Source organism: Exiguobacterium sp. s11 (assembly GCF_018619015.1).
Taxonomy (GTDB): Bacteria; Bacillota; Bacilli; order Exiguobacteriales; family Exiguobacteriaceae; genus Exiguobacterium_A; species Exiguobacterium_A indicum.
Map to the genome: position 1 here is coordinate 194898 of NZ_JACSNF010000006.1, position 21335 is coordinate 216232.

The following is a 21335-nucleotide window of genomic DNA, read 5'->3' on the forward strand; positions in this document are numbered from 1 at the left end:
ATGTGGCGGTCAGGCTTTTTTGATGGTTAAGCAGCTAATCGTTTTTCAGATGAACGCTGTGGAAGACTTGGTAAAGCATCCTGTTGAAGAAGGCGTAAACCGTTCAGGATGACGAGAATCGTTGATCCTTCATGTCCGACGACGGCGAATGGCATGATCAAGAATTGTGACAAGTTCGATGCGATCAATAGGAGGATGACACCGATCGCAAGCGTGATGTTTTGTTTGACGATCCGGTTCATCTTCCGGGCTTTATGCACAGCATAGGCAAGACGACCTAAATCATTTTTCATCAAGACGACGTCAGCGGTCTCAAGCGCAGCGTCCGTTCCTTCACCCATCGCAATCCCGACATGTGCTAATGCAAGGGCTGGGGCATCGTTAATGCCGTCACCGACCATCGCGACGGTCCGACCTTCTGTTTGGTATTGTTTGATATACCGGACTTTATCTTCCGGTAGACATTCAGCGACGAAATCCGTTAATCCTGCTTCACGCGAAATAGCAGCTGCCGTGACCGGATTGTCACCAGTTAACATGATCGTTGCGATGCCGAGATCATTTAAGGCAGCAATCGCTGTTTTGGCTTCCGGACGAATCGTATCACGTAACGCATAAAGCGCTACGATCTGTGCTCCATTGCTGACATAAACGATCGTATGCCCTTGCTCTTTCAATGACTGTTCGATCGCGATGAATGGATCGTCTAAACCATCATGGAATGCCCGTTTACCGATACGATACGTGACACCATCGACAGTTGCTTCAATCCCGTATCCTGTCACATCTTTAAACGTTGATGGTTCGCGGACATCGGTTTTTAAGTGATCGACGATTGCTTGTGCGAGTGGATGGTTCGACTGCGCTTCGATGGAAGCAACCGCTTGTTGGACTGCGCGGACGTCCATGCCTTCCGCATAACGACTTTCGGTGACGACAGGTTTACCAGTTGTCAGTGTTCCCGTTTTATCAAAGACAATCGTGTCGACTTGACCGAGCGTCTCGATGTGGGCGCCTCCTTTAAAAAGAACGCCATTTTTCGCAGATGCGGCAATTGCAGATAAGGCAGCAGGTGTAATCGACGCAACGAGGGCACAAGGTGAGGCGACGACGAGAAGAATCATCGCGCGGTAAATACTTGTCTCAAATGTCCAGCCAACGACGTAATGAGGGAGGATCATCATCAGTGCGACGACGAGGAGGACGATTTTGACATAACGGCTTTCGAAACGTTCGATGAACTGAGCAGATGGAGACTGTTCACTTTGTGCGTTTTGGACCATATGAATGATTTTTTGGAACAACGATTCGTCAGCAGCTTTCGTCATCTCAATCGTCAAGACACCATTCATGTTGACAGTCGAGTTATAAACCGTATCACCTGTTTGTTTTTCAACCGGAATCGATTCTCCTGTAATCGATGCTTCTTCGATCGCGGCTTGACCTCGTACGATGACACCATCGACTGGAATCCGCTCCCCAGGACGAACATAGACGAGGTTACCGATCGCTAATTGTTCGATTCCTACGACTTCGAGTTGACCGTTTGCATTCAGACGTGTTGCTTCCTCCGGTTGTAAGGACATCAAGCTTTGCAAGGCACGTTCGTTTTTATTCATCGTGTATGTCTCAAGGGCGCCGGATAACGCGAAGATGAAGATGAGGATCGCACCTTCCATCCAGTAGCCGATGGCAGCCGCACCGATGGCAGCTAAAATCATCAACAATTCGACGTTCAACGTTTTTTCTTGATACGTCTCTGTCAATCCTTCCTTCGCTTTCGCATATCCTCCGATTACATAAGCCGATAAGTACAATGTGACATAAACGGCAGACGCCGTATTGAATTTTTCGAGTCCGTAAGCAACCAAAATCAATATTCCGCTAAACAATGCTAGAATCAATTCGTGATGCTCATCCCAAGCATGACGGAATACGGAACGCTGTTGAACATCGGTAGTAGTGGAAGTCGTCATATTAAAACTCCTTTCAAAATGTAAATGAGAAATGAAATCATTATAGAAAGAGAATGAGAATGTGATATATCAATGAATTTAACTGATTGATAATGAGTTTCATTGTCTCTAGATTATAATTATTATTATCTGTAGAATTACTATACCATGCTTCAGTGAAAAGGAACAGGAAAGGAACTAGAAAGATGCAAAAAATTTTAACCCATCGGATTGGACTCGTCGTCTTTGCGTTACTGACGACTTTTTTGTGGGGAAGTGCGTTTCCCTTCATTAAAAAAAGTTATGACTTATTACAGATCACATCTTCCGAATACGGAGAGCAATTACTGTTTGCGAGCTATCGTTTCTTTTTAGCAGGTGTGTTATTACTTGTCGTCAGTGTCTTCGTCTTCAAACAGACGATCACACTGAAGGAGCGGACCTACGCCTATAGTCGTCTCGGCTTCTTTTTGACGTTCTTGCAGTATGTCTTCTTCTATATTGGTCTCTCTTTATCGACGGGAGTGCAAGGATCAATCATCGCTGGATCGACCTCATTCTTCCAGATGTTACTGGCTCATTTTCGATACGAAGACGATCGACTGAATCGATTTAAAGGACTCGCCTTATTTCTTGGATTCACAGGTGTCATCTTGGCTAACTGGCCGCAAGGTGGACAAGGTGTCTCGTTCGGTATAGGGGAAGGGCTGTTGATTGCGGCAATGGTTTCCGGGGCGTTCGGTAACTTGATCGCGAAAGAATACTCAGCACGTTATCCGGTGGCGCCGATGACAGGATGGGCGATGGTCATTGGATCAATCGGTCTCTTTATCGCAGGAGTCATTCTCGATGGTCATGTCGCACCGTTTACCTTTTCAACGACAAGTGCTTGGATGCTCGTGTATCTTGCCTTCTTATCAGCGACTGGATTTACGCTTTGGAACTTACTAATGAAATATAATCCAGTCAGTAAAGTGTCGTTGTTCATGTTCTTCGTACCGATCTATGGTGTCAGTTTATCGGCCTTGATTCTTGGCGAGACGATTCCACCGCAAGCGTTGCTTGGGTTACTCTTCGTCGTCAGTGGTATCTTAGTCTCGACGTACCTTCCTGTATGGTTTCAAAAGCGAGGTTGACGAAGATTCAGAATCGTGCAAAAATAGTTTCAATCAAAGTAACTCCCAATCGTTCGTTGCTCAAGCCGACCCGTTCGGCTTTTTTCTGTACGGTCAAGTGAAGACCGATTCGGCCTTGTCTGAAAGGCTAGTGCGACTATAAAACGGAAGGAGATGAAAACGAATGGAACGGAATGAGATCGTTCGAAAGATCATTGCCACTCGTCGTCCACGTGATGAGTTTGCCCGGTTCGTCGTAACGTGCGTCAGTCAGCAGTTGAAGGAAACCCATGGAGATGTGGATGTGGAAATCATCGAGGCGGAGAGAGGTTACGATTCAGTGTGGTCAATCAACGGTCGAGAGGTCGTCGTGCTGCTCGAGACAGAAGAGCTGAAGCGTGCAAAAGAACAGCCGTATGCGATCGACGATAAGCTCTGGCGGAGTTTTCGGCAAGAAGGAATCGTGAAATAAAACAAAGGATCTTGCGCATCATTAGCGCAAGATCCTTTGTTTTAGATCCGGGATGATTCGTGACGTTTCGCGTATCGTAAGAGAAACGCAAGTGTCGCTAGAACCAGAACGAATAGACTGAAATAAAGCATAGCTGGAAGCAGAACGAACAAGCTGCCAGCAATCGGTCCAAGGATTGAACCAAGACTAAAGGCAATCCCTGCAAGCAAGTTGCCCGTCGGAAGAAGGTGTCGCGGTAACTGTTCCGTCATATAGGCGACACCGAGCGAGTACGTCGAGCCAAGTGCCATCCCGCTAATAGCAAAAATCGCGAATAACCAACCGTATCGTTCGAAGACGAAGCAAGCGATAAGGAAAGCAACGGAGCCAATCGAAAGAACGGTTACTAACGTCCGACGTTTTCCGAAGTGATCAGCAAGTCGTCCAAGTGGAAGTTGCATGATCAACGAGCTGACGACGAATGTCGTGATCAAGGTACTCGTCTCAGATAGACCGTACCCGTTACGCGTCGCAAAAACGGGAAAACTGGCATTCAGTGTGGCTTCGAGAAAACCATATGTAAAGCCAGGAAGTAACGTGAACCAAGCAGTTGATAGGACAAGTTTATACCGTGAGGCGGCGCTTTGCAGCTCCTCCGGCATGACGGATGACGGTTTTTCGTTCGGCATACGCGATAACAAGATCAGGACGATGACAGTCAATGTACCAGTCAACACGAATGGTAGCCAGTTGATGACATCGACGAGAGGTGCCGCAAGAGGACCGAGAGCAAAACCGAGACCGAATGCCATCCCGTATAGTGACATCGTTCGTCCTAACCGTTCATTTGGGGTAATGGACGTCACCCAAACCTGTGATCCATAGTGTAACGTCTGATCACCAAATCCGACGAGGAACCGTAAAATCATCCAAGCAATGACGCTTGGAAGAAGTGGAAATAAGAAAACCGCCACTGCAACAAGAGCGAGTCCAAACGAGATGACCGGAATATAACCACGTCGTCGTAGTGGACCTTCCATGAGAGGGGCGGCGACGATGACACCGATATAGAGAACGGCAGCGCTGAGACCGTTGATGAAAGCGGGGGTTCCCTGGCGTTCAAGTAAAATAGATAACAGTGGAATCAGCAGACCTTGCGTGAATCCGGAAATGAAGACGATCGATAAGATAAGAGCAAAACGACGTGACACAAGTAACGACGACCTTTCTTTTTTCTTTTAGCATAACACGCCCCGGTCTCTGAAACGGGAGATCGGGGCGTGCTTCATTTATTTTCTTGTTCAAAACGTGTCGGACGCGGCATATGCAGAAGATGTTCGTCCCAGTCTGTCTGGTCGAATACTTCATCATGTTCGATGCTGTGTGAAGCGCGAATACCAACCATCATGACGAACAAGACCATACTGAACGTACCGATGATTGCGACAATACCTACGAGCCATTCCATCCCGGTCACCCCTTTTAGAAAAACAGAATGTGTCTACTTTGTGACATTTTTCCCGGGATGCCATCGTTCAAAACCTTTTTTTTAGTTTTAAAGCCGGCTGGACTGTTTTGTGAAATCAATCTCAGGGTAATATGCGTTTTTCACAAGCGCGTTCGGTCCAAGGCATTGCACCGCAGGGCAGTGACATGACAAGCTTTTATTCAGTTCTGTCTCTTGCCACTCGGCATAAGCATCATTGAAGGATGTCTCATGAATCGTACCTAGCGAAGCAAGTTCGTCACCGAAATCCGTTACGATGATCTCGCCATCAAAGATGTTGACGTTGAGACGGGAACGTCCATCAGGGTCATTGCGAACAGAGACGTTTTTCTCTTGACGCAATCGACGATGAAGTTCTAAATCCGCCTCTTCCATCGAACAAGCATAGAAGGGGAGTGTTCCGAATAACATCCAGACGTTCGGATCCCGGACGTCAAGCAAACGATGAATTCCGTCACGGATTTCAGATAAACTAGCTGCTTCGATCATTGACGCGAAGTCAGCGGGGTACATCGGGTGCACTTCATGACGGACACACCCCATATCGACGATTTCCTTATGAATCGCTTCAAGGTGTGGTAATGTCCGTTTATTGATCATCGTCTCTGCAGAAACGATGACACCACGTGCATTCAGAACACGGGCATTCTCTTTCATCGTCTCGAAAAGTTTCGTCCGTGCTTCACGTGACGGTTTTCGTTCCATCATCGCAAAGCCACCATCGATGAAATCGTCGGCTGTTCCCCAGTTATGTGAGATGTGCAAGACATCTAGATAAGGAATGATTAATTCATAACGGGATAACGGAAGTGTTAAATTTGAGTTGATTTGGGTTTTAGCGCCACGTTCGTGGGCATACTTAAGTAAAGGGACGACATACTCCTTGACGGATTTCATTGAAAGCATCGGTTCTCCGCCGGTGATTGAGAAGGCACGCAGATGTTCGATTTCATCCAGACGTTGAATGAGTAGTTCGACTGGGATTTCAGGTGACTCGCTACTGGATAACATGTAACCGACGGCGCAATGTTCACAGCGCATGTTACACAGTTTTGTCGTCGTGACTTCGATGTTCGTCAAACGGACGGTGCCGTATTGTTCAATGTCACGATAAGCTTCCCACGGATCGTTTGCGATCGTGATGGGTGATGATTGTGGCATAGGTACTCCTCCTTTTTAGTGCTCCACTTCGTATCGTATGCTAAAATAACGTCGGAATCCAGCGGAAGAAAGGAAGTCTGAATAATGGGAAAAGCAAGAACTGATAAACTTGGTCAAATGAATGTGCTAAAATCAAGAATGCAGCTTCTCTGTCATACAATCGATTCACTCGATGAATCATCAGATATCGAAGATTTGGAACGACTGATCGTATCACTGGATCAACTCAAGGCGAAGGTCGTTCGATATGCGAAGGATATGAAAGAACAAGAAGAAACGAAAAAAGCGGTAGATTGAGACCGCTTTTTCATTTGCACAAACGGAAAGGATGAAATCAATGGCAACAAAAATCAAATTAAAGACAGGTGAGGTCCGTTCGGTCACGTGTCTTCGGATGGGGATCAACGGTGAAGGGATTGCAACACTCGAGCGACAAATCGTCTTCATCCCAGGACTGCTCGTCGGGGAAACGGCACAAATCGAGATCACGGAAATTCATGCGAACTATGCGAATGCAAAAATCTTAAAGCGTGACGATCGTTCACCGGACCGTGTTACTCCACTTTGCCCGGTCTATAGTGTCTGTGGCGGCTGTCAATTACAACACATGAGTTACGATGGACAATTGCGTTATAAGGAAGAAATGCTTCGCAACGCTTTCTTGAAATCAACGAAGTTGAATGTCGAAAAAGCCGATATCCGCCCGACGATTGGTTCGAAGGAGTGGGGATACCGCAACAAGTCGCAATTCGTCGTCGGGAAACAAGGCAATGAAATCGTTAGCGGTCTCTATTCTGCGAATTCGAATCGTTTGGTCGCAATCGATGATTGTGTCGTCCAAAATAAGGATACGCTTCGCGTCAACCAAGCTGTTACGAAATTACTCAACGACTATAAAGTACCCGTTTACCATGCATCAAAACAAGATGGTGTCATGCGCCATATCGTCGTCCGGACAGGAATCAAAACGGGCGAAATTCAAGTCGTGCTCGTTGCCTTTAAAGACGGCTTCCGTGATCTAGAGGGCTTATCGCGCGATATCATGGACATTCCAGGTGTCGTCTCGGTTGCACTGAACATCAATGATAAGTTGACATCACGTGTCTTCGGAGAAGAGACGGAAGTCTTGCGTGGCGTGGAACGGATCGAGGAAGAGATGGGGGAATTCACGTATCAATTGTCTCCGCGTGCCTTCTTCCAATTGAATCCGGAACAAGCAGAGCGGATGTATGAAGAAATTGCGCGTGCTGCTGCTTTGACAGGCGAAGAACGTGTCGTTGATGCATACGCAGGTGTTGGTTCAATCGGACTTTGGATCGCTAAAGGAGCAAAAGAAGTCCGCGGTATGGAAATCATTGAAGAAGCTGTCGAAGATGCCAATGCGCACATGAAGCAATACGGATTCGACCATGCCCACTACGTCGTCGGTAAGGCAGAAGCGTGGATTCCACGTTGGGTCAAAGAAGGCTGGATTCCGGATGTCTTCATCGTCGACCCACCACGCTCAGGTTGCGATACACAATTGTTGAACGCGATGATCTCGTCTAAAGCGAAAAAAATCATCTATGTCTCGTGTAACCCGCAGACGCTTGCACGCGATTGCGATCACTTGATGAAAGCGGGATACAAGGTATCGTACATTCAACCGTACGATATGTTCCCACAAACAGCGCACGTCGAAGCAATCGTCGTGCTCGAAAAAAAGAAAAAGAAAAAGTTCTAAGTAACAAGCCCGTATGCACTCTTTGAACGAGTGGACATACGGGCTTTTTGTCATGTTTGCGAAAGATAACCGAACGTCGCGTCACACTCAGCGAAGCGTTCCTTCAACCGAGCAACACGATCAACAGGAAGTGGACCGCGCTCGATCAGTTGCTGATTCAGCGCGAGGTGTTCTGGTCGAGATGTACCGATGATGGCTGTCGTGATCCCTGGCTCAAAGACCGTGAAACGAAGTGCAGTTTCAAGCCAACTGGATTCCTCGAGTGGATAAGCGAGTTGTTGCGCACGTTCCCAGTAGGGTTCGACGTACTGTCCGACCGGACGCTCCGTGAAGCGCCACGGGGCGTTACCGATTGGACGCTTGGCGATGACACCGTGATCTAGAAGAGTGGGCAGGACTTCATCGACACGTTGATCAAATAGATTGAATGACGTTTGGAAACTGTCGAAGCGATTCGTTTCGATAGCATATGTTAAGTCTTCCCGATCACCGGAATAAGCGATGACGCGGACTTTTCCAGCTTGTTTTGCTTGTTCAAGCGCTTCGATGACATCTCCCTGGGCGAGAATTTCTCGACTACAAGAATGGAGGTGTACGATGTCGAGATGATCCGTTTGCATCGTCTGTAAGGCTTGATCGATGCCACCATGGACCGCTTCAAAGGTCCAGTCCTGCGTACCGGGAACATCGTAGCCGACTTTCGTCGACAGAATGACGTCGTGGCGACGATTCTTTAGAAATTGCCCGACGCGTTGCTCCGATAAGCCATAGCCGCGTGCTGTATCGATCAGATTGATGCCGAGATCACGTGCTTGTTCGAGTAAATAAACTGCTTCGCGATCCGTCATCTGTTCTGCGCCGATGTGACCAGCTCCGAACCCAAGCGGGGATACGAGTAGGTCGGATGTTCCAAAACGTCTTAACTCCATGAACGATACTTCCTTTCAGAAAACCTGTAGTTTTATATCGATGATGCTCGTTTTTGTTGAATACGATAGACCAGATAACCAACGAGTGCCACGCCTGCAATCGACCATTGGATGATGGATGAGGATTGCATGAACTGATGGACGGCGAACACTTCGATTAACATGGCTGGAATTTTTCCGATCGTACTCGCAGTCAGGAAAAGTAGGATGGAAATACCACTAGCAGCACTGACGATGTTGACGATGCCAGACGGGACGAACGGTAACAGCCGCAGCAAGATGATCGTCCAAAATGCTTCATGTCCTCGTTGTGCTTGCAGTTTTTGTTGCAACCGAGCGAATCGATCGGGAAGTGGGCGACGAAGGGCATACCGCAGTCCTTTTCGGTAAAGTAGAAACGCACAAACCGCACCTAGGACTTCACCGATGAAAGAGAGCAATGTGCCCATCCATAGACCGAAATAGACGAGATTCGCAGCGGTGACGAACGTACTCGGTAGGACACCAAGTACACTGACGACGACGCCGACTAAGATACTAACGAACGGAGCGAACGGTCCGAAAAGTTCAAAGGTTTGGATGACATGATGTTCCATCATTCGAATCCATCCTCTTCATCCGGAAGAAGCGGTAACTCGATGTGGACAGTCGTTCCTTCTCCAAGAACGGAGTCGAACCGGATTGTCCCATCATGACGATCGATGATGTGTTTCGTGATGGCAAGACCAAGACCGGTTCCGCCATCTTTACGCGTCCGTGATTTATCGACACGGTAAAAACGTTTTGTCAGTCGATCAAGATGCTCTTCCGGAATGCCTTCTCCTTCGTCCCGGATAAGACAATGCGTCCGGTCGCCGATCGTTTCAGTCGATAAGAAAATCTGTTTTCCAGGCGGTGTGTACCGTAAGGCGTTATCGAGTAAATTGCCGAAGACTTGCTCGAGGCGGTCCGTATCGCCTAAGACGATTTGATCCGGGTCGAGATTCATGACGAACGTGACTCCTTTTGACTGGGCGATGGGTTCCATCCGGTAAATGACATCTTCAAGTACTTGACTGAAGACAAGTGGTTGTTTCGACATCGGATAGGAATCGCGTTCAAGTTGAGCGAGATCGAGCAGATCATTGACGAGACGTTGCAGACGTTCCGTTTCCCGCTCGATGATTTGGTAATACTGCGCACGCTTTTCTTCCTCGAGCGAATCATCCTGCATCATCTCCGTATAGCCACGGATGTAGGAGAGAGGTGTCCGTAATTCGTGGCTGACGTTCGCGAGGAACTCTTTACGCTGCTCGTCGACTTCTCCGAGCGATTCCGCCATCTTATTTAATGTTTCTGCGAGCTCCCCGATCTCATCGTCTGATTGAATCGGAATCCGGTAATCAAAGTCACCTTGCGCATAAACAGTCGAGGCGCGCTTCATGTCAATCAACGGACGGATGATCGTATCGATGATTTGTCGTCCGAAGATGACGAGATTCAAGACGATCAGTCCGATCATGAAGAAGATCATCAGACGGAGTGGGCGGAATGGTTCACTGATTTGGCCAAGTTCCAGATATAAAATCAGTGTACCGACCAGTCGATTGTTTTCGATGATCGGAAACCCGGTCATCAAAATGTCCGTTCCTTCAATCGGATGGGTCCGACTGGAGACGACGGTTTCACCGTTTCGAAGTTCTTCGATATCCGCATTCGTCAAAAAGCGCAGTCCAGCTGGATTTTTCTTCAGGAAATCGATGAAGAAGACTTTCGATTCCGTCAACTCATTCGTATAAGTCATTCCATCGTAAAAAGCACCAGATAATCCTTCAGATTCATAAATGTTGATCAGCTTTTCGCCTCGGTTCAATAAGATATCTTCCTGCGTCTGAAGATAGAACCGGTCGTAGAGATAGAAAGTGAGCAGGACGAATAAAATAGCGGAAAAAACGCTTGTGAACCAAATCGTGATCCAAATCCGGCGCCGGATCGTATAGCGCTTAATCATACTTCCTCGAATTTATAACCGATGCCCCAGACCGTTTGAATCGAGCCACCAGCTTCCCCGAGCTTTAAGCGAAGTGTTTTGATGTGTGTATCGACCGTCCGTAAGTTCCCGATATAGTCCGCACCCCAGATTTGATCGAGTAACTGTTCGCGAGAAAAGACCTTATCATTGTTTTGAGCGAACAGGTGCAACAAATCAAATTCCTTACGCGTCAGACTGACCGGCTTGCCATTGACGTGGACACTCCGACTTTCAGTGTCGAGTTCAAGCATGCCGAGCGTCAAGGTAGCCGATTGATCAACTGTAAAGCGATGAGAACGACGAAGCGTCGCTTCGATGCGAGCAAGCAATTCTCGAGGGCTGAATGGTTTTGTGATATAGTCATCAGCTCCGATTTTCAGACCGTGAATACGATCGAGCTCGTCCGAACGTGCCGTCAGCATGATGATCGGAACGTTTGAGAATTCACGGATGCGCATACATGCTGTCAAGCCGTCCATTTCCGGCATCATGACATCGAGTAGAACGAGATGGAATGTATTTTGTTGAATGAGATGGATCGCTTCTTGTCCGTTAGAAGCTGTCATCGTCGTGTAGTGTTCTTTTTCAAGATTCGAGACGAGAAGGTCACGCATTTGTGCTTCATCATCTACTACGAGAATGTTAAACGATTCTGGCATTAGTCTTCGCTCCATTTCCTGTAGAAGAAAGTGTTTCTTCCATAAAGATGAGTTTTCTTATTTATCATACCATTTCAAACTTTAGAAGCGCATGCGTGGACACAAAAAAGCATGAGAGACAAGGCTCTCATGCTTCGAGTTGTTGGTGATCGTATAGTGTTTCGAGCTCCCGACCATGAATGTACATGTGGAAACTAGATTTTGAGACTTCATATAGCGTGAACTGTGTCTCGCCGGCATTCAATTGCTCAAGAAGCGCAGGACGCAACTCATCCGCACAGAACGCATACGGCAATTTTTCAGCTGCTTTTTGTGACCGAATATTGCTTTTGCGAATTTTCATGAAGACACTTTCGTATCCAAGCTCAAAGAACAGCTCAGAGAAGAAGGCTTCTTTCGCTAAATGATTGTATCCTTTACCATGATACGGTTTACCTAACCATGTACCGAGAAACCCATATTGTCCTTCGATATCGAGTAAACTAATCGTACCAATCGGTTGATCGAATTCATCTAGGATGGTACGTGATACGATTTCACCACGTTCTTCCTCTTCGATTGCCTGCTTTGTAGTAAACAGAAATTCATCAAAGTACCGTGTTTTTTGGCGGACGTACGGATATACGTCTTGATGCTGCATCAGTTCGAACAAATCAGCGCAGTCGCTCAGCTCCCGTTGCTTGAGCATACTTCCATTCCTCCTTTTAGGACCGCAAGAATGATTGTCGAAAGCTACCTGTCTGACTCGTTTGAACCGCGCATGGTATGCCTTCTTCAGTTGTCGGATAAGATAATATTACCTTCTTTTTTTAAAATTGCAAGAAAATAATTTTTGTGAAAAAAGATACAAAAACAAGATGTTTTCCGTAAGCGTCTAAAACCCCCGAAAGGTGCAAAAAACACCTGGCGGGGGTGGGGTTAAGTCAAGTTCAGTTGAGCGTGTTCAAAAATGATTTTTCCGTCAATCATCGTCATGAGCGGCTTCGCTAAATAGTCGAGTGGGAAGTGACTCCATAGGACGAGATCCGCGTCTTTTCCGACCTCGATCGATCCGACGCGATCGTCCACACCGAGCGAGCGGGCTGGATGAATCGTGATCGCGCGCAAGGCGACATCGACCGGTAGACCTTCTCGTGCAGCTAGACCGGCACAGAGATTCAAGTACTGGACAGGGGTGTACGGATGATCGGTCGTAATGGAGATTTCAAGACCATGCTCATGAAGAATTCGATACGTTTCCCATGTCTTATTCTTCAGTTCGATTTTAGACTTTCGCGTGAAGGTGGGTCCGACCGTCACTTTTTCAATCGGTAATTGTTCCATCTCTTTTGCGACGAGATGACCTTCCGTACAATGTTCGATACGTAAATCGAGATCGAACTCTTCCGCAAAACGAATGGCGGAAAGAATATCATCTGCTCGGTGCGCATGTACACGAAGCGGCATTTTATGATCAAGGACCCGTTTGATCATCTGATGGGCGAACGTTTCGGAAACTCGTTGTGTCCGAACTTCAAGAAAGGCTTCGCGCAACATCCCCATGATGCCCATCCGTGTCAGTTCACCGGCGCGACCAGCACTATGGACACGCTTCGGGTTTTCACCGAGCGCCACCTTCAGACCCGCATACTTTCGAAGAATCATATCATCGATGAACCGTCCGTGCGTCTTGATGACACTCGTGACGCCGCCGATGATGTTCATGCTACCAGGCATGACTTGAACGGTCGTGATCCCGTGTTCGACGGCTTCCTTAAAGCCTTCATCCAGCGGATAGACGCCATCAATGGCACGCAGATGAGGAGTCATCGCGAAAATCGTCTCATTCGCATCATTTCCGACGGTTCCGGTACCTTCGTCATATAATCCGAGATGTGTATGGGCATCGATGAAACCGGGCAATAAAAAGTGACCTTCTGCTTCAATGACTTGATCGTTGTCTAAATGATCCAGTAATTCACCGATTTCAATGATTTTTCCATCACGAATACGGATGTCCCCGTAAAAACTGTCCGAAGTAATCGGATAGATATGTGCATTTCGAATTAAGATATCCAAGTATCGTCCACCCCTGTACTAGTTTGAATGCTCGATTGCTCGCAATGCATCCTTTAGTTCAGCATACCGAAACTTGTATCCGTTTTCGAGCGCTTTTTTCGGGATGACACGAGCTCCTTCTAGTACAATCGTACTCTTTTCACCGAGTGCGAGCTCTAACGCGAAGCGTGGCGCCGGGAGCCAGTGTGGGCGATGTAAGACTTTTCCGATCGTCTGTCCAAAACGGCGCATCGTCTCCGGGTGAGGCGCAGTGATGTTCAGTGGTCCTTCGACTGTCGGGGTCTCAAGTGCGAATAGGAATAAATCGACTAAATCATCGATGTGGACCCAGGAGACCCACTGTTTTCCGTCGCCCATCGTCCCACCACCAAACAAGACATAAGGCAGGCGCATTAACGGATAAGCGCCACCGGCTTTCGTTAAGACGACACCGATTCGTGGATGGACGAGTCGAATGCCAGCGTCGGCAATCGGACGGGCAAGATCTTCCCACGCGACACAGACATGACTTAAGAAGTCAGCGGTCGGTGGAAGGGGGTGATCTTCAGAGAAGGTTTGATGCCGATCTTGTCCGTAAATGCCAACCGCAGAAGCAGACAATACGACATTTGGCTTTTGATCGAGTGCTTCAACGATTCGAACGAGCTCCTTCGTCGTGCTGACGCGACTGTCGAGAATGACGCGTTTGCGTTCATCTGTCCAACGTCCGTCGTTGATCGAAGCACCAGCCAGATGAATGAATGCATCAACGCCCTCTAAGTGCTGTTCCGGTTTTGCGTCTTCTGTCATCCACTTGATATATGTGACATGCGCGTCATTTGCTTTCGGATGACGCGTTAAGATAAAGATATGATGTCCTTGCTCGAGTAAACGCTTCGTCAAGGCTTGACCAATCATACCGGTTCCACCGGTAATCGCAATGTTCATGTAATCCATCCTCCCTGAAATAAGTAAAAGTAGCTTCTTTCCATTTGTTCCCGTTCCATGGTTTCACTCAAACATAGACCTGCCTGTTCATGATATCGTAGAACTACTGAATCAGGTTAGGAGAGGGAACGACATGAAGATCAAACGGATCTCGACGCAGAAAAAGAACAGCGAACGATTCAATATCTATGTCGAGCGTGATGGCAAAGAAGAATATGCCTTTGCCGTAGACGTTGATATCTTAATTAAATACAATCTACAACGCGATAAGGAACTCGATGACGATTTCGTCAAGGAAGTGTTGACGGCTGAAGAACAGCAAAAAGCGTATCGTCTCTCGTTGAATCATTTATCGTACCGCATGCGGGCGACGAGTGAAGTCGTCGCCTATTTAACAGAGAAAGAGACACCGGAGCATGCGATCAAACATGCAATCGAGCGATTGACGGAGCAGCGCTATCTGGATGATCAACAGTTCGCACTTGCTTATACGGCAACGAAAAAAGCGACGACACCTCAAGGACCGGGACGGATTCGACGCGACCTTGAGGCATTGAAGATACCGAAGACGGCGATTGATGAAGCGATCGTAACGTTTACGGATGAAGAGGAATACGAAAAAGTCCTGAAGTTTTTGCGGCAAAAGCAAAAAGAGCTGCAACGGCGTTCCGTGCGGGAACTGACACAAAAGTTACAGATGACGCTCATGCAACGCGGATTCTCGTCCGACTTGATCAAGGCGGGCATCGAAGAGGTGTTTCGAGCTGAAGAAGGGGACGAAGAAGAACAAGCGGCCCTTTATCAAGCACGCAAGTATTATCCGAAATACCGGCAACTTGAACCGTTCGAACGCGAACAGAAAGTGAAACAAGCGCTCGTCCGAAAAGGATTTCCATACGGTCTAGCGGCTCAAGTCCTCGAACAAGTCAAAGAAGAAGAGGCGGAATAATAAAAGCAAGACGAAAAATTGACAATTATCCGACAATTGTGCTATTCTACGCACAGACTAAGAAAAGGAGGAACCGTCCTATGAAAAAGCCAATTGGTTTCACTCATATCCAACAGCTGAATACGACGGAGACTCTTGAGCACGTATAAGTAATTCATTTCATGTGCGAGCAAGGGGATTCGTCTCCCGAGCGCGCAGACGAACAAGAATGCATCATGCCCATTTCAAGGCATACTGATTCTCGGACTGCATCCGGAAATCCGTATGCCTTTTTGCGTGCTCGGAAAAAGTACTTCATTTCACAGTAAAGGGGGGACCCTCATGCGTTTATTTCGGCAATTGAGTTGGTTTCTAAAAGAACACAAATCATCGTATCTCGTAGCAGTCGTCTTATTGATCATCACCGGCTTCATCGATTTAACGCCGCCATGGCTGATCGGTAAGGTCATCGACGGATTGCGGTCGGGATCGATGGACCAGGCGACGCTCTTGCAATACGTCATCGGATTAACAGTCATTTCCATCGTTTCCTTCATCTTGACGTATCTGTGGTTAGCGAAATTATTCGGAACGGCATTTTTATTAGAACGGACACTTCGGAGTCGCTTCTTTATGCACTTATTGAAACTGACGCCGACGTTCTACCAAAAGAATCGGACGGGAGACTTGATGGCGCTCGCGACGAACGACTTGAAGGCGGTCGAGCGGACAGCCGGATTTGGTGTCTTGACGCTCGTCGACTCGTTGAACATGACGGCAATCACGCTCGTCGTCATGGGGGTGGCGATCGATTGGAAGTTGACGCTTGCTGCCTTGTTACCGATGCCCCTTCTCGCCTACGCGATGAATAAGCTCGGAAGTCAAATTCACGGACGTTTCATCACTGCCCAGGATTCATTTGGAACGATGAATGACCAGGTCGTCGAGTCGATTTCCGGACTGCGTGTCATCCGCTCGTTCGTACAAGAACCAGTCGATGTTAAACGGTTCGACGATGTCACGACGGATGTCTTTGAGAAAAATATGCACGTCGCAAAAATCGACGTCTTATTTGAACCGATCATCAAGCTGCTCGTTGGCTTCAGTTACTTGATCGGCTTATCGTTCGGGACATATCTCGTCTTTACGAACGACATCACGCTCGGACAATTGGTCGCCTTTAACATCTATCTCGGGATGCTGATCTGGCCGATGTACGCCTTTGGTGAATTGATCAATGTCATCCAGCGCGGAACAGCGAGTCTTGACCGCTTAGAAGCAACGATGCGAGTCAAACCGTTGATTGCTTCGACACCGCGGGAACACGTCGATCGCCCTGAACGGATCGAGATGAACGATTTGACGTTTACGTATCCAGAGACAGCCCATCCGGTCTTGCGAGATTTGAATATGACGATCGAACAAGGAACAACGATCGGTATCGTCGGACCAACGGGATCCGGGAAAACGACGTTCTTGCGTCAATTCTTACGTGAGTATCCAATCGGACGGGATATGCTGACGGTCAACGGCGTACCGTATGAAGATGTTGCGCTAGAGACGGTTCGCGGATGGACCGGTTACGTCTCACAAGAACATTTATTATTTTCAAAATCCGTTCGGGACAATATTCTATTCGGTGCAGGTAAAGCGACAGAAGAAGAATTGCAGGAAGCGATTCGTCTCGCATCGTTTGAAAAAGATATCGAAACGCTGGAACAAGGACTTGAGACGATGGTTGGTGAACGTGGCGTCACGTTGTCGGGAGGACAAAAGCAACGTCTCTCGATCGCGCGGGCGATGTTAAAAAAACCAGAGTTGCTGTTGCTTGATGATTCACTATCAGCGGTAGACGCGAAAACGGAATCACATATCATTGATTCGATTCGATCGAATCGCCACCAATCCACGACATTGATTGTTGCCCATCGTTTATCGGCAGTAGCACATGCGGACGAAATCATCGTCTTGCAAGACGGAATGATTTCTGAACGAGGAACACATGACAGCCTGATGGCACAAAATGGCTGGTACGCTCAACAATTCGAGCGACAAAGTGAAGAGATGTAAGGAGGTGCCTCTGCATGAATGAATTAGAATTATACCAACTCGATCCGGCACGTCGGAAGACGACGATCCGTTCGTTGATCCGCTATGCGATGCATGAGAAACAAGCGATCTTTTTAGGATTATTTTTACTCGTACTGGCAGTCGGAGCGGAATTGACAGGTCCGTATATCGCCAAAGTCATCATTGATGAACATATCGTGGCAATTGAGAAGGACTGGGTCGAAGTTAAATCGGACGGTGCGGTCACGTATGACGGCCGTCAGTTCGCCAAAGCACAAGACGTCTCGAAAATTCAGATCGTTCAATCCGTCTCGATCGTCCAAACGACCAACGGCTACTTTTTCGTACCGAAACAAGTCGTCAGTGGAGGAGAGCGGAAAATCAGTGGAAATACGATGACGGTCACGCGTGGAGACGACGTCTACACGTATGATAATATTCAAAAACTGACACAAGGACAGGTCTATGATTTTTATTCAAAAGACTTAAAAGCAATCGGCTGGTTGTCCTTGATCTACGTCCTCTTGCTGCTAGTAGCAGCTGGTTTGAACTGGATTCAGCAAATCTTGCTCCAGCGATCTGCTCATAAAATCATTAAACGGATGCGTCTTGATGTCTTTACGCATCTGCAACGGTTACCGGTTCGTTATTTCGACCAGACACCGATCGGGAAAATTGTCAGTCGCGTCACGAATGATACGGAAACGATTCGCGATCTATATCTCGGTGTGCTCGCCCGGGTCTTCTCGGGAATCATCACGATGGCGGGGATTCTCGTCGCGATGTTCTTCCTCGATTATCGATTAGGACTAGTCTCACTAATCATCATTCCAATCGTCTATTTCTGGATTCAGCTATTCCAGAAACTCGCGACGAAGAACAACTTCAAGGTCCGCTCCCTCGTTGCCAACATGAATGGTCAACTGAATGAGAACATCCAGACGATGCCGATCATTCAGGCTTATGCACGTGAGAAGGAAGTCCTTGCTGAATTCGAACAAAAAAACGAAGAGAACTATCAGACCCGGGCAAAGTTGTTACGACTCGATGCCCTGATGTCCCATAACTTATCCTACTTTTTGAAAAACTTGACGCTCGCCTTATTGATTTGGGTCGTCGGCGGAAAAAGTCTGACGAACGGCTCGTTTTTATCGCTCGGGATCTTATATGCGTATATCGATTACGTGTCCCGTTTATTCGAACCCGTCACCCAAATCATGAATCAGCTGTCACCACTACAACAAGCACTCGTGTCAGCGGACCGGATGTTCCAGTTGCTCGACGAAAAGGGAGAGCCGGTCGAACAAGGTCGCGTTGCTCGGTTTAAAGGAGCGGTGTCCTTCAAGGACGTCGAATTTAGTTATGAAGCGGGAAATCCCGTGTTACGTGAAATTCAAATCGATGCTCGTCCTGGCGCGACGATTGCTCTCGTCGGACACACGGGTAGTGGGAAAAGTTCGATCATGAACCTGCTGATGCGTTTCTATGATCCGTCAAAAGGACAGTTGTTGATTGACGGACAGGACGTGACGCGTTTGCCGAAACAAGCGGTCCGTGAGCATATGGGCATCGTCCTACAGGATCCGTTCCTCTTCACAGGAACGATTCGCTCGAACATCACACTCGGCAATCCTGACATTTCCGAGGAACGTGTTCGCCAAGCGATCGAAGCCGTCGGCGCGGATCGGTTCATTGATCGTTTACCGAGCGGACTCGATGAACCAGTCATCGAAAAAGGTGCCACGTTATCAGCGGGTGAACGACAGTTGATCAGTTTTGCCCGTGCGTTAGCGTTCGACCCTGCGATCCTAGTTCTTGACGAAGCGACAGCGAGCGTTGACTCGGAAACGGAAGCGGTCATTCAGGATGCCTTGCTGACGTTGACGAAAGGGCGGACGACGTTCATCATCGCCCACCGCTTGTCGACGATCAAGGATGCGGATGAGATTCTTGTTCTCGATCATGGTCGGATCGTCGAGCGAGGATCCCATGATGTGCTCCTTGCAACGTCCGGGATTTATGCGAAAATGTATGCGTTACAAAGTAAACGGAATCTTGAATTGAAATCAAGCTAATCCATCCAGTTTCTCCTCCTTTTCGTTTATACTGAAAAACGAAGAGGGGGAGTTTTTGTAATGGAGACACGGATGAGTCAATTATCGAAATACGAGCTTGAGATGTTGATCACGAAATTAAGTGAACAAAAACGAAAAGCGGAGCAACATGGGAATATGAGTGAAGTGGAAGTCGTGACGCGAAAAATCGCCATTGCGAAAAGTTATTTGATCGATTCGGCACGATTCGAACGGGGAGCCTTTTACCGAATCGAAGGAGAAGAGGCACGATTTGAGTTACATTTCGTCAATGGGGTCATGGGCTGGGGACATTTTGAAGGAACCGCTCAGGAAGTCGCGATTCCGCTCGCGTTATTCACAGGAGAGGGAGAACAGACATGACGAATCGAGAACAAGCCCTTCAGCAATTGGCTGAAGAATTATTGCAAGTGAATGAAGTACTGACACCGGAAGAAGCACTGACGTGGGTGGAAGTGCTTTGGGAAGATTTCGAAGCGACACTCGCGCGCGCGGGTGAGAAATATCAAGGTGAAGCCGTCGCAGTTCATTTCGTCGAACAACAGATTAAACAGCACGGGGCAATGTTACACCGGTTTAATACGACGAACGAAAAATTCAAGCATTTGATGACAGGTCGAAACGTCGAATGAAAAAAGCTCCGCACATCGGGATTTCCGTTGCGCGGAGCTTTGTCTTTATAATGCAGGGATGAACAGTTTTTTCTGCAAGGTCCGTTCGCTGAAGACCCAGCCGGTATAGGAGCTGACGATCTCTTGTGTAGCAGCGTCGATTCTGACGACGGCAACGAATGGATAGACTTCCTTCGTGAAGTAACGTAAGTTCGTAAAGCGGTATTCGACAATACCGTCCTTTCGTGAGACCGTATACGTATGAATCTTCGAAAACTCAAGAAACGCTTGCAAGTCCGCGTTTTGTTTGACGATTTCGTACAAGGCGTCACCGTGTGGTTCGTCCTTGATGCGGAAGTTTCCGCATTCGACGACCGTTCCACTGTTGATCTTAACGACAGAATACTCATCGCGTAAACGTGCCGCGACATGCCACTCATCCCATTTCATGCCAGGGGAGATGAACAGTTTATGCGCGCCGCGATAATAGCGGGCTGCGGTCGCGAGGGCATCGTTTCGTAACTTGAATTGAACAGCGTAGTAGATAATGACGATGGCGATTAAAATCGGGAAGATGACGATCGTTGCTCTCGTTAGTAGCCAAATCCCGAACGCGGCATAATACATCGTGAACAGATACGGATCAAATGTGTTGATGACGCCCCAACCAATCCAGGATTGTTTGAACGGGTGTAAAGCTTGTGTTCCATAAGCGTTAAACAGATCGACGAAGACATGGAGGGCGACAGCGATCTGCGCCATCAGCCATAATGAAGTCGGAGGTACACCAAACAATGTACCGATGACGATTGAAAGTAATAATGGCCAGGCGAGCAAAGCGATCAACCCGTGCGATTTTCCGCGGTGTTGACGCAAGTAGGCGCTGTTCCCTTTAAACTTAAAGACAGTATCGAAGTCCGGTGCGTGTGAACCGACGAGCGCCGTCGTCGTCACGGCAGCAAACATCGTCGTGCTCGCTGCGACGTCAGGGTGTAGCGTCGAGATGGCGGCGAGACAAAGTCCCATGCCGATATGCGTACCAGTATCCAATGCGAATTCGCTCCTTCTATAAAATCGTGATGGTGAATCCATCGAGGTTCTGCCGAGTAATTTTTAATAAATATATCGTATCCAAGA

At 47.8% G+C, this 21335-nt stretch carries 20 protein-coding genes and 1 pseudogene; 9 read left to right on the forward strand and 12 right to left on the reverse strand.

Going from position 1 to position 21335, the window contains the following annotated elements; all coding sequences use genetic code 11:
• Positions 1-26: 26 nt before the first annotated feature.
• The gene (locus tag KNQ12_RS15945) at positions 27-1976 is read right to left on the reverse strand and encodes a heavy metal translocating P-type ATPase (RefSeq protein ID WP_214749595.1); all 1950 of its coding nucleotides are present in this window, start codon (positions 1974-1976) and stop codon (positions 27-29) included.
• 185 nt (positions 1977-2161) lie between these two features.
• Here KNQ12_RS15945 and KNQ12_RS15950 point away from each other — a divergent pair, with 185 nt between their 5' ends.
• The gene (locus KNQ12_RS15950) at positions 2162-3091 is read left to right on the forward strand and encodes a DMT family transporter (protein ID WP_050677392.1); all 930 of its coding nucleotides are present in this window, start codon (positions 2162-2164) and stop codon (positions 3089-3091) included.
• A 163-nt stretch (positions 3092-3254) separates the two neighbouring features.
• Positions 3255-3542, forward strand: coding sequence for a hypothetical protein (locus KNQ12_RS15955; protein ID WP_023467290.1), 288 nt, complete (start codon positions 3255-3257; stop codon positions 3540-3542).
• Between the two features lie 41 nt (positions 3543-3583).
• Here the strand turns inward: KNQ12_RS15955 and KNQ12_RS15960 are convergent.
• The 3 genes and pseudogenes from KNQ12_RS15960 to yfkAB form a co-directional block, all read right to left on the reverse strand.
• Positions 3584-4738: pseudogene (locus KNQ12_RS15960) on the reverse strand (MFS transporter); the annotation flags it as partial.
• Between the two features lie 68 nt (positions 4739-4806).
• Positions 4807-4989 carry a hypothetical protein gene (locus KNQ12_RS15965; protein WP_023467292.1) on the reverse strand — a complete coding sequence of 61 codons (183 nt, stop codon included), beginning with the start codon at positions 4987-4989 and terminating at the stop codon, positions 4807-4809.
• A gap of 87 nt (positions 4990-5076) precedes the next feature.
• Positions 5077-6189 (reverse strand): radical SAM/CxCxxxxC motif protein YfkAB, encoded by a 1113-nt coding sequence (yfkAB, locus tag KNQ12_RS15970; protein WP_214749592.1) that lies wholly within the window; start codon positions 6187-6189, stop codon positions 5077-5079.
• 84 nt (positions 6190-6273) lie between these two features.
• Between yfkAB and KNQ12_RS15975 the strand changes: the two genes are divergently transcribed.
• Positions 6274-6486, forward strand: a complete 213-nt coding sequence (locus KNQ12_RS15975; RefSeq protein WP_023467294.1) for an SE1561 family protein — start codon at positions 6274-6276, stop codon at positions 6484-6486.
• 40 nt (positions 6487-6526) lie between these two features.
• A complete protein-coding gene (gene rlmD, locus KNQ12_RS15980) occupies positions 6527-7912 on the forward strand; it encodes a 23S rRNA (uracil(1939)-C(5))-methyltransferase RlmD (protein WP_055966696.1) in 1386 nt (461 codons plus the stop codon).
• Between the two features lie 50 nt (positions 7913-7962).
• Here the strand turns inward: rlmD and KNQ12_RS15985 are convergent, their stop codons facing one another.
• The 7 genes from KNQ12_RS15985 to KNQ12_RS16015 all read right to left on the reverse strand — a co-directional run bounded on the left by KNQ12_RS15985 (position 7963) and on the right by KNQ12_RS16015 (position 14496).
• Positions 7963-8841 carry an aldo/keto reductase gene (locus KNQ12_RS15985; protein WP_075643178.1) on the reverse strand — a complete coding sequence of 293 codons (879 nt, stop codon included), beginning with the start codon at positions 8839-8841 and terminating at the stop codon, positions 7963-7965.
• A 32-nt stretch (positions 8842-8873) separates the two neighbouring features.
• Positions 8874-9440, reverse strand: a complete 567-nt coding sequence (locus tag KNQ12_RS15990; RefSeq protein WP_244150250.1) for a TVP38/TMEM64 family protein — start codon at positions 9438-9440, stop codon at positions 8874-8876.
• Positions 9437-10831 (reverse strand): sensor histidine kinase, encoded by a 1395-nt coding sequence (locus KNQ12_RS15995; protein ID WP_023467298.1) that lies wholly within the window; start codon positions 10829-10831, stop codon positions 9437-9439. Before KNQ12_RS15995 ends, KNQ12_RS15990 begins: the two co-directional genes overlap by 4 nt.
• Positions 10828-11511, reverse strand: a complete 684-nt coding sequence (locus KNQ12_RS16000; protein ID WP_023467299.1) for a response regulator transcription factor — start codon at positions 11509-11511, stop codon at positions 10828-10830. Before KNQ12_RS16000 ends, KNQ12_RS15995 begins: the two co-directional genes overlap by 4 nt.
• A 127-nt stretch (positions 11512-11638) precedes the next feature.
• On the reverse strand, positions 11639-12199 hold the full coding sequence (locus tag KNQ12_RS16005; protein WP_023467300.1) for a GNAT family N-acetyltransferase: 561 nt from the start codon (positions 12197-12199) through the stop codon (positions 11639-11641).
• A 230-nt stretch (positions 12200-12429) separates the two neighbouring features.
• The gene (locus KNQ12_RS16010; RefSeq protein WP_055966708.1) at positions 12430-13569 is read right to left on the reverse strand and encodes an amidohydrolase; all 1140 of its coding nucleotides are present in this window, start codon (positions 13567-13569) and stop codon (positions 12430-12432) included.
• 18 nt (positions 13570-13587) lie between these two features.
• Positions 13588-14496, reverse strand: a complete 909-nt coding sequence (locus KNQ12_RS16015; protein WP_055966711.1) for a TIGR01777 family oxidoreductase — start codon at positions 14494-14496, stop codon at positions 13588-13590.
• Positions 14497-14629: 133 nt separating this feature from the next.
• On the opposite strand from KNQ12_RS16015, the gene KNQ12_RS16020 reads away from it, so the two are divergent.
• From KNQ12_RS16020 to KNQ12_RS16040, 5 genes are all read left to right on the forward strand, one after another.
• Positions 14630-15445 (forward strand): RecX family transcriptional regulator, encoded by an 816-nt coding sequence (locus tag KNQ12_RS16020; RefSeq protein WP_058265788.1) that lies wholly within the window; start codon positions 14630-14632, stop codon positions 15443-15445.
• A gap of 321 nt (positions 15446-15766) precedes the next feature.
• A complete protein-coding gene (locus KNQ12_RS16025; protein WP_214749588.1) occupies positions 15767-17494 on the forward strand; it encodes an ABC transporter ATP-binding protein in 1728 nt (575 codons plus the stop codon).
• Positions 17495-17508: 14 nt separating this feature from the next.
• The gene (locus KNQ12_RS16030; RefSeq protein ID WP_214749585.1) at positions 17509-19569 is read left to right on the forward strand and encodes an ABC transporter ATP-binding protein; all 2061 of its coding nucleotides are present in this window, start codon (positions 17509-17511) and stop codon (positions 19567-19569) included.
• A 60-nt stretch (positions 19570-19629) separates the two neighbouring features.
• Positions 19630-19950 (forward strand): DUF1811 family protein, encoded by a 321-nt coding sequence (locus tag KNQ12_RS16035; protein WP_214749582.1) that lies wholly within the window; start codon positions 19630-19632, stop codon positions 19948-19950.
• Positions 19947-20219: a YfhJ family protein gene (locus tag KNQ12_RS16040; protein WP_023467307.1), complete on the forward strand. Its 273-nt coding sequence runs from the start codon at positions 19947-19949 to the stop codon at positions 20217-20219. The genes KNQ12_RS16035 and KNQ12_RS16040 overlap by 4 nt, the downstream gene beginning before the upstream one ends.
• A 45-nt stretch (positions 20220-20264) precedes the next feature.
• On the opposite strand, the gene KNQ12_RS16045 is transcribed toward KNQ12_RS16040, so the two are convergent.
• The gene (locus KNQ12_RS16045) at positions 20265-21248 is read right to left on the reverse strand and encodes a metal-dependent hydrolase (RefSeq protein WP_058265791.1); all 984 of its coding nucleotides are present in this window, start codon (positions 21246-21248) and stop codon (positions 20265-20267) included.
• Positions 21249-21335: the final 87 nt, after the last annotated feature.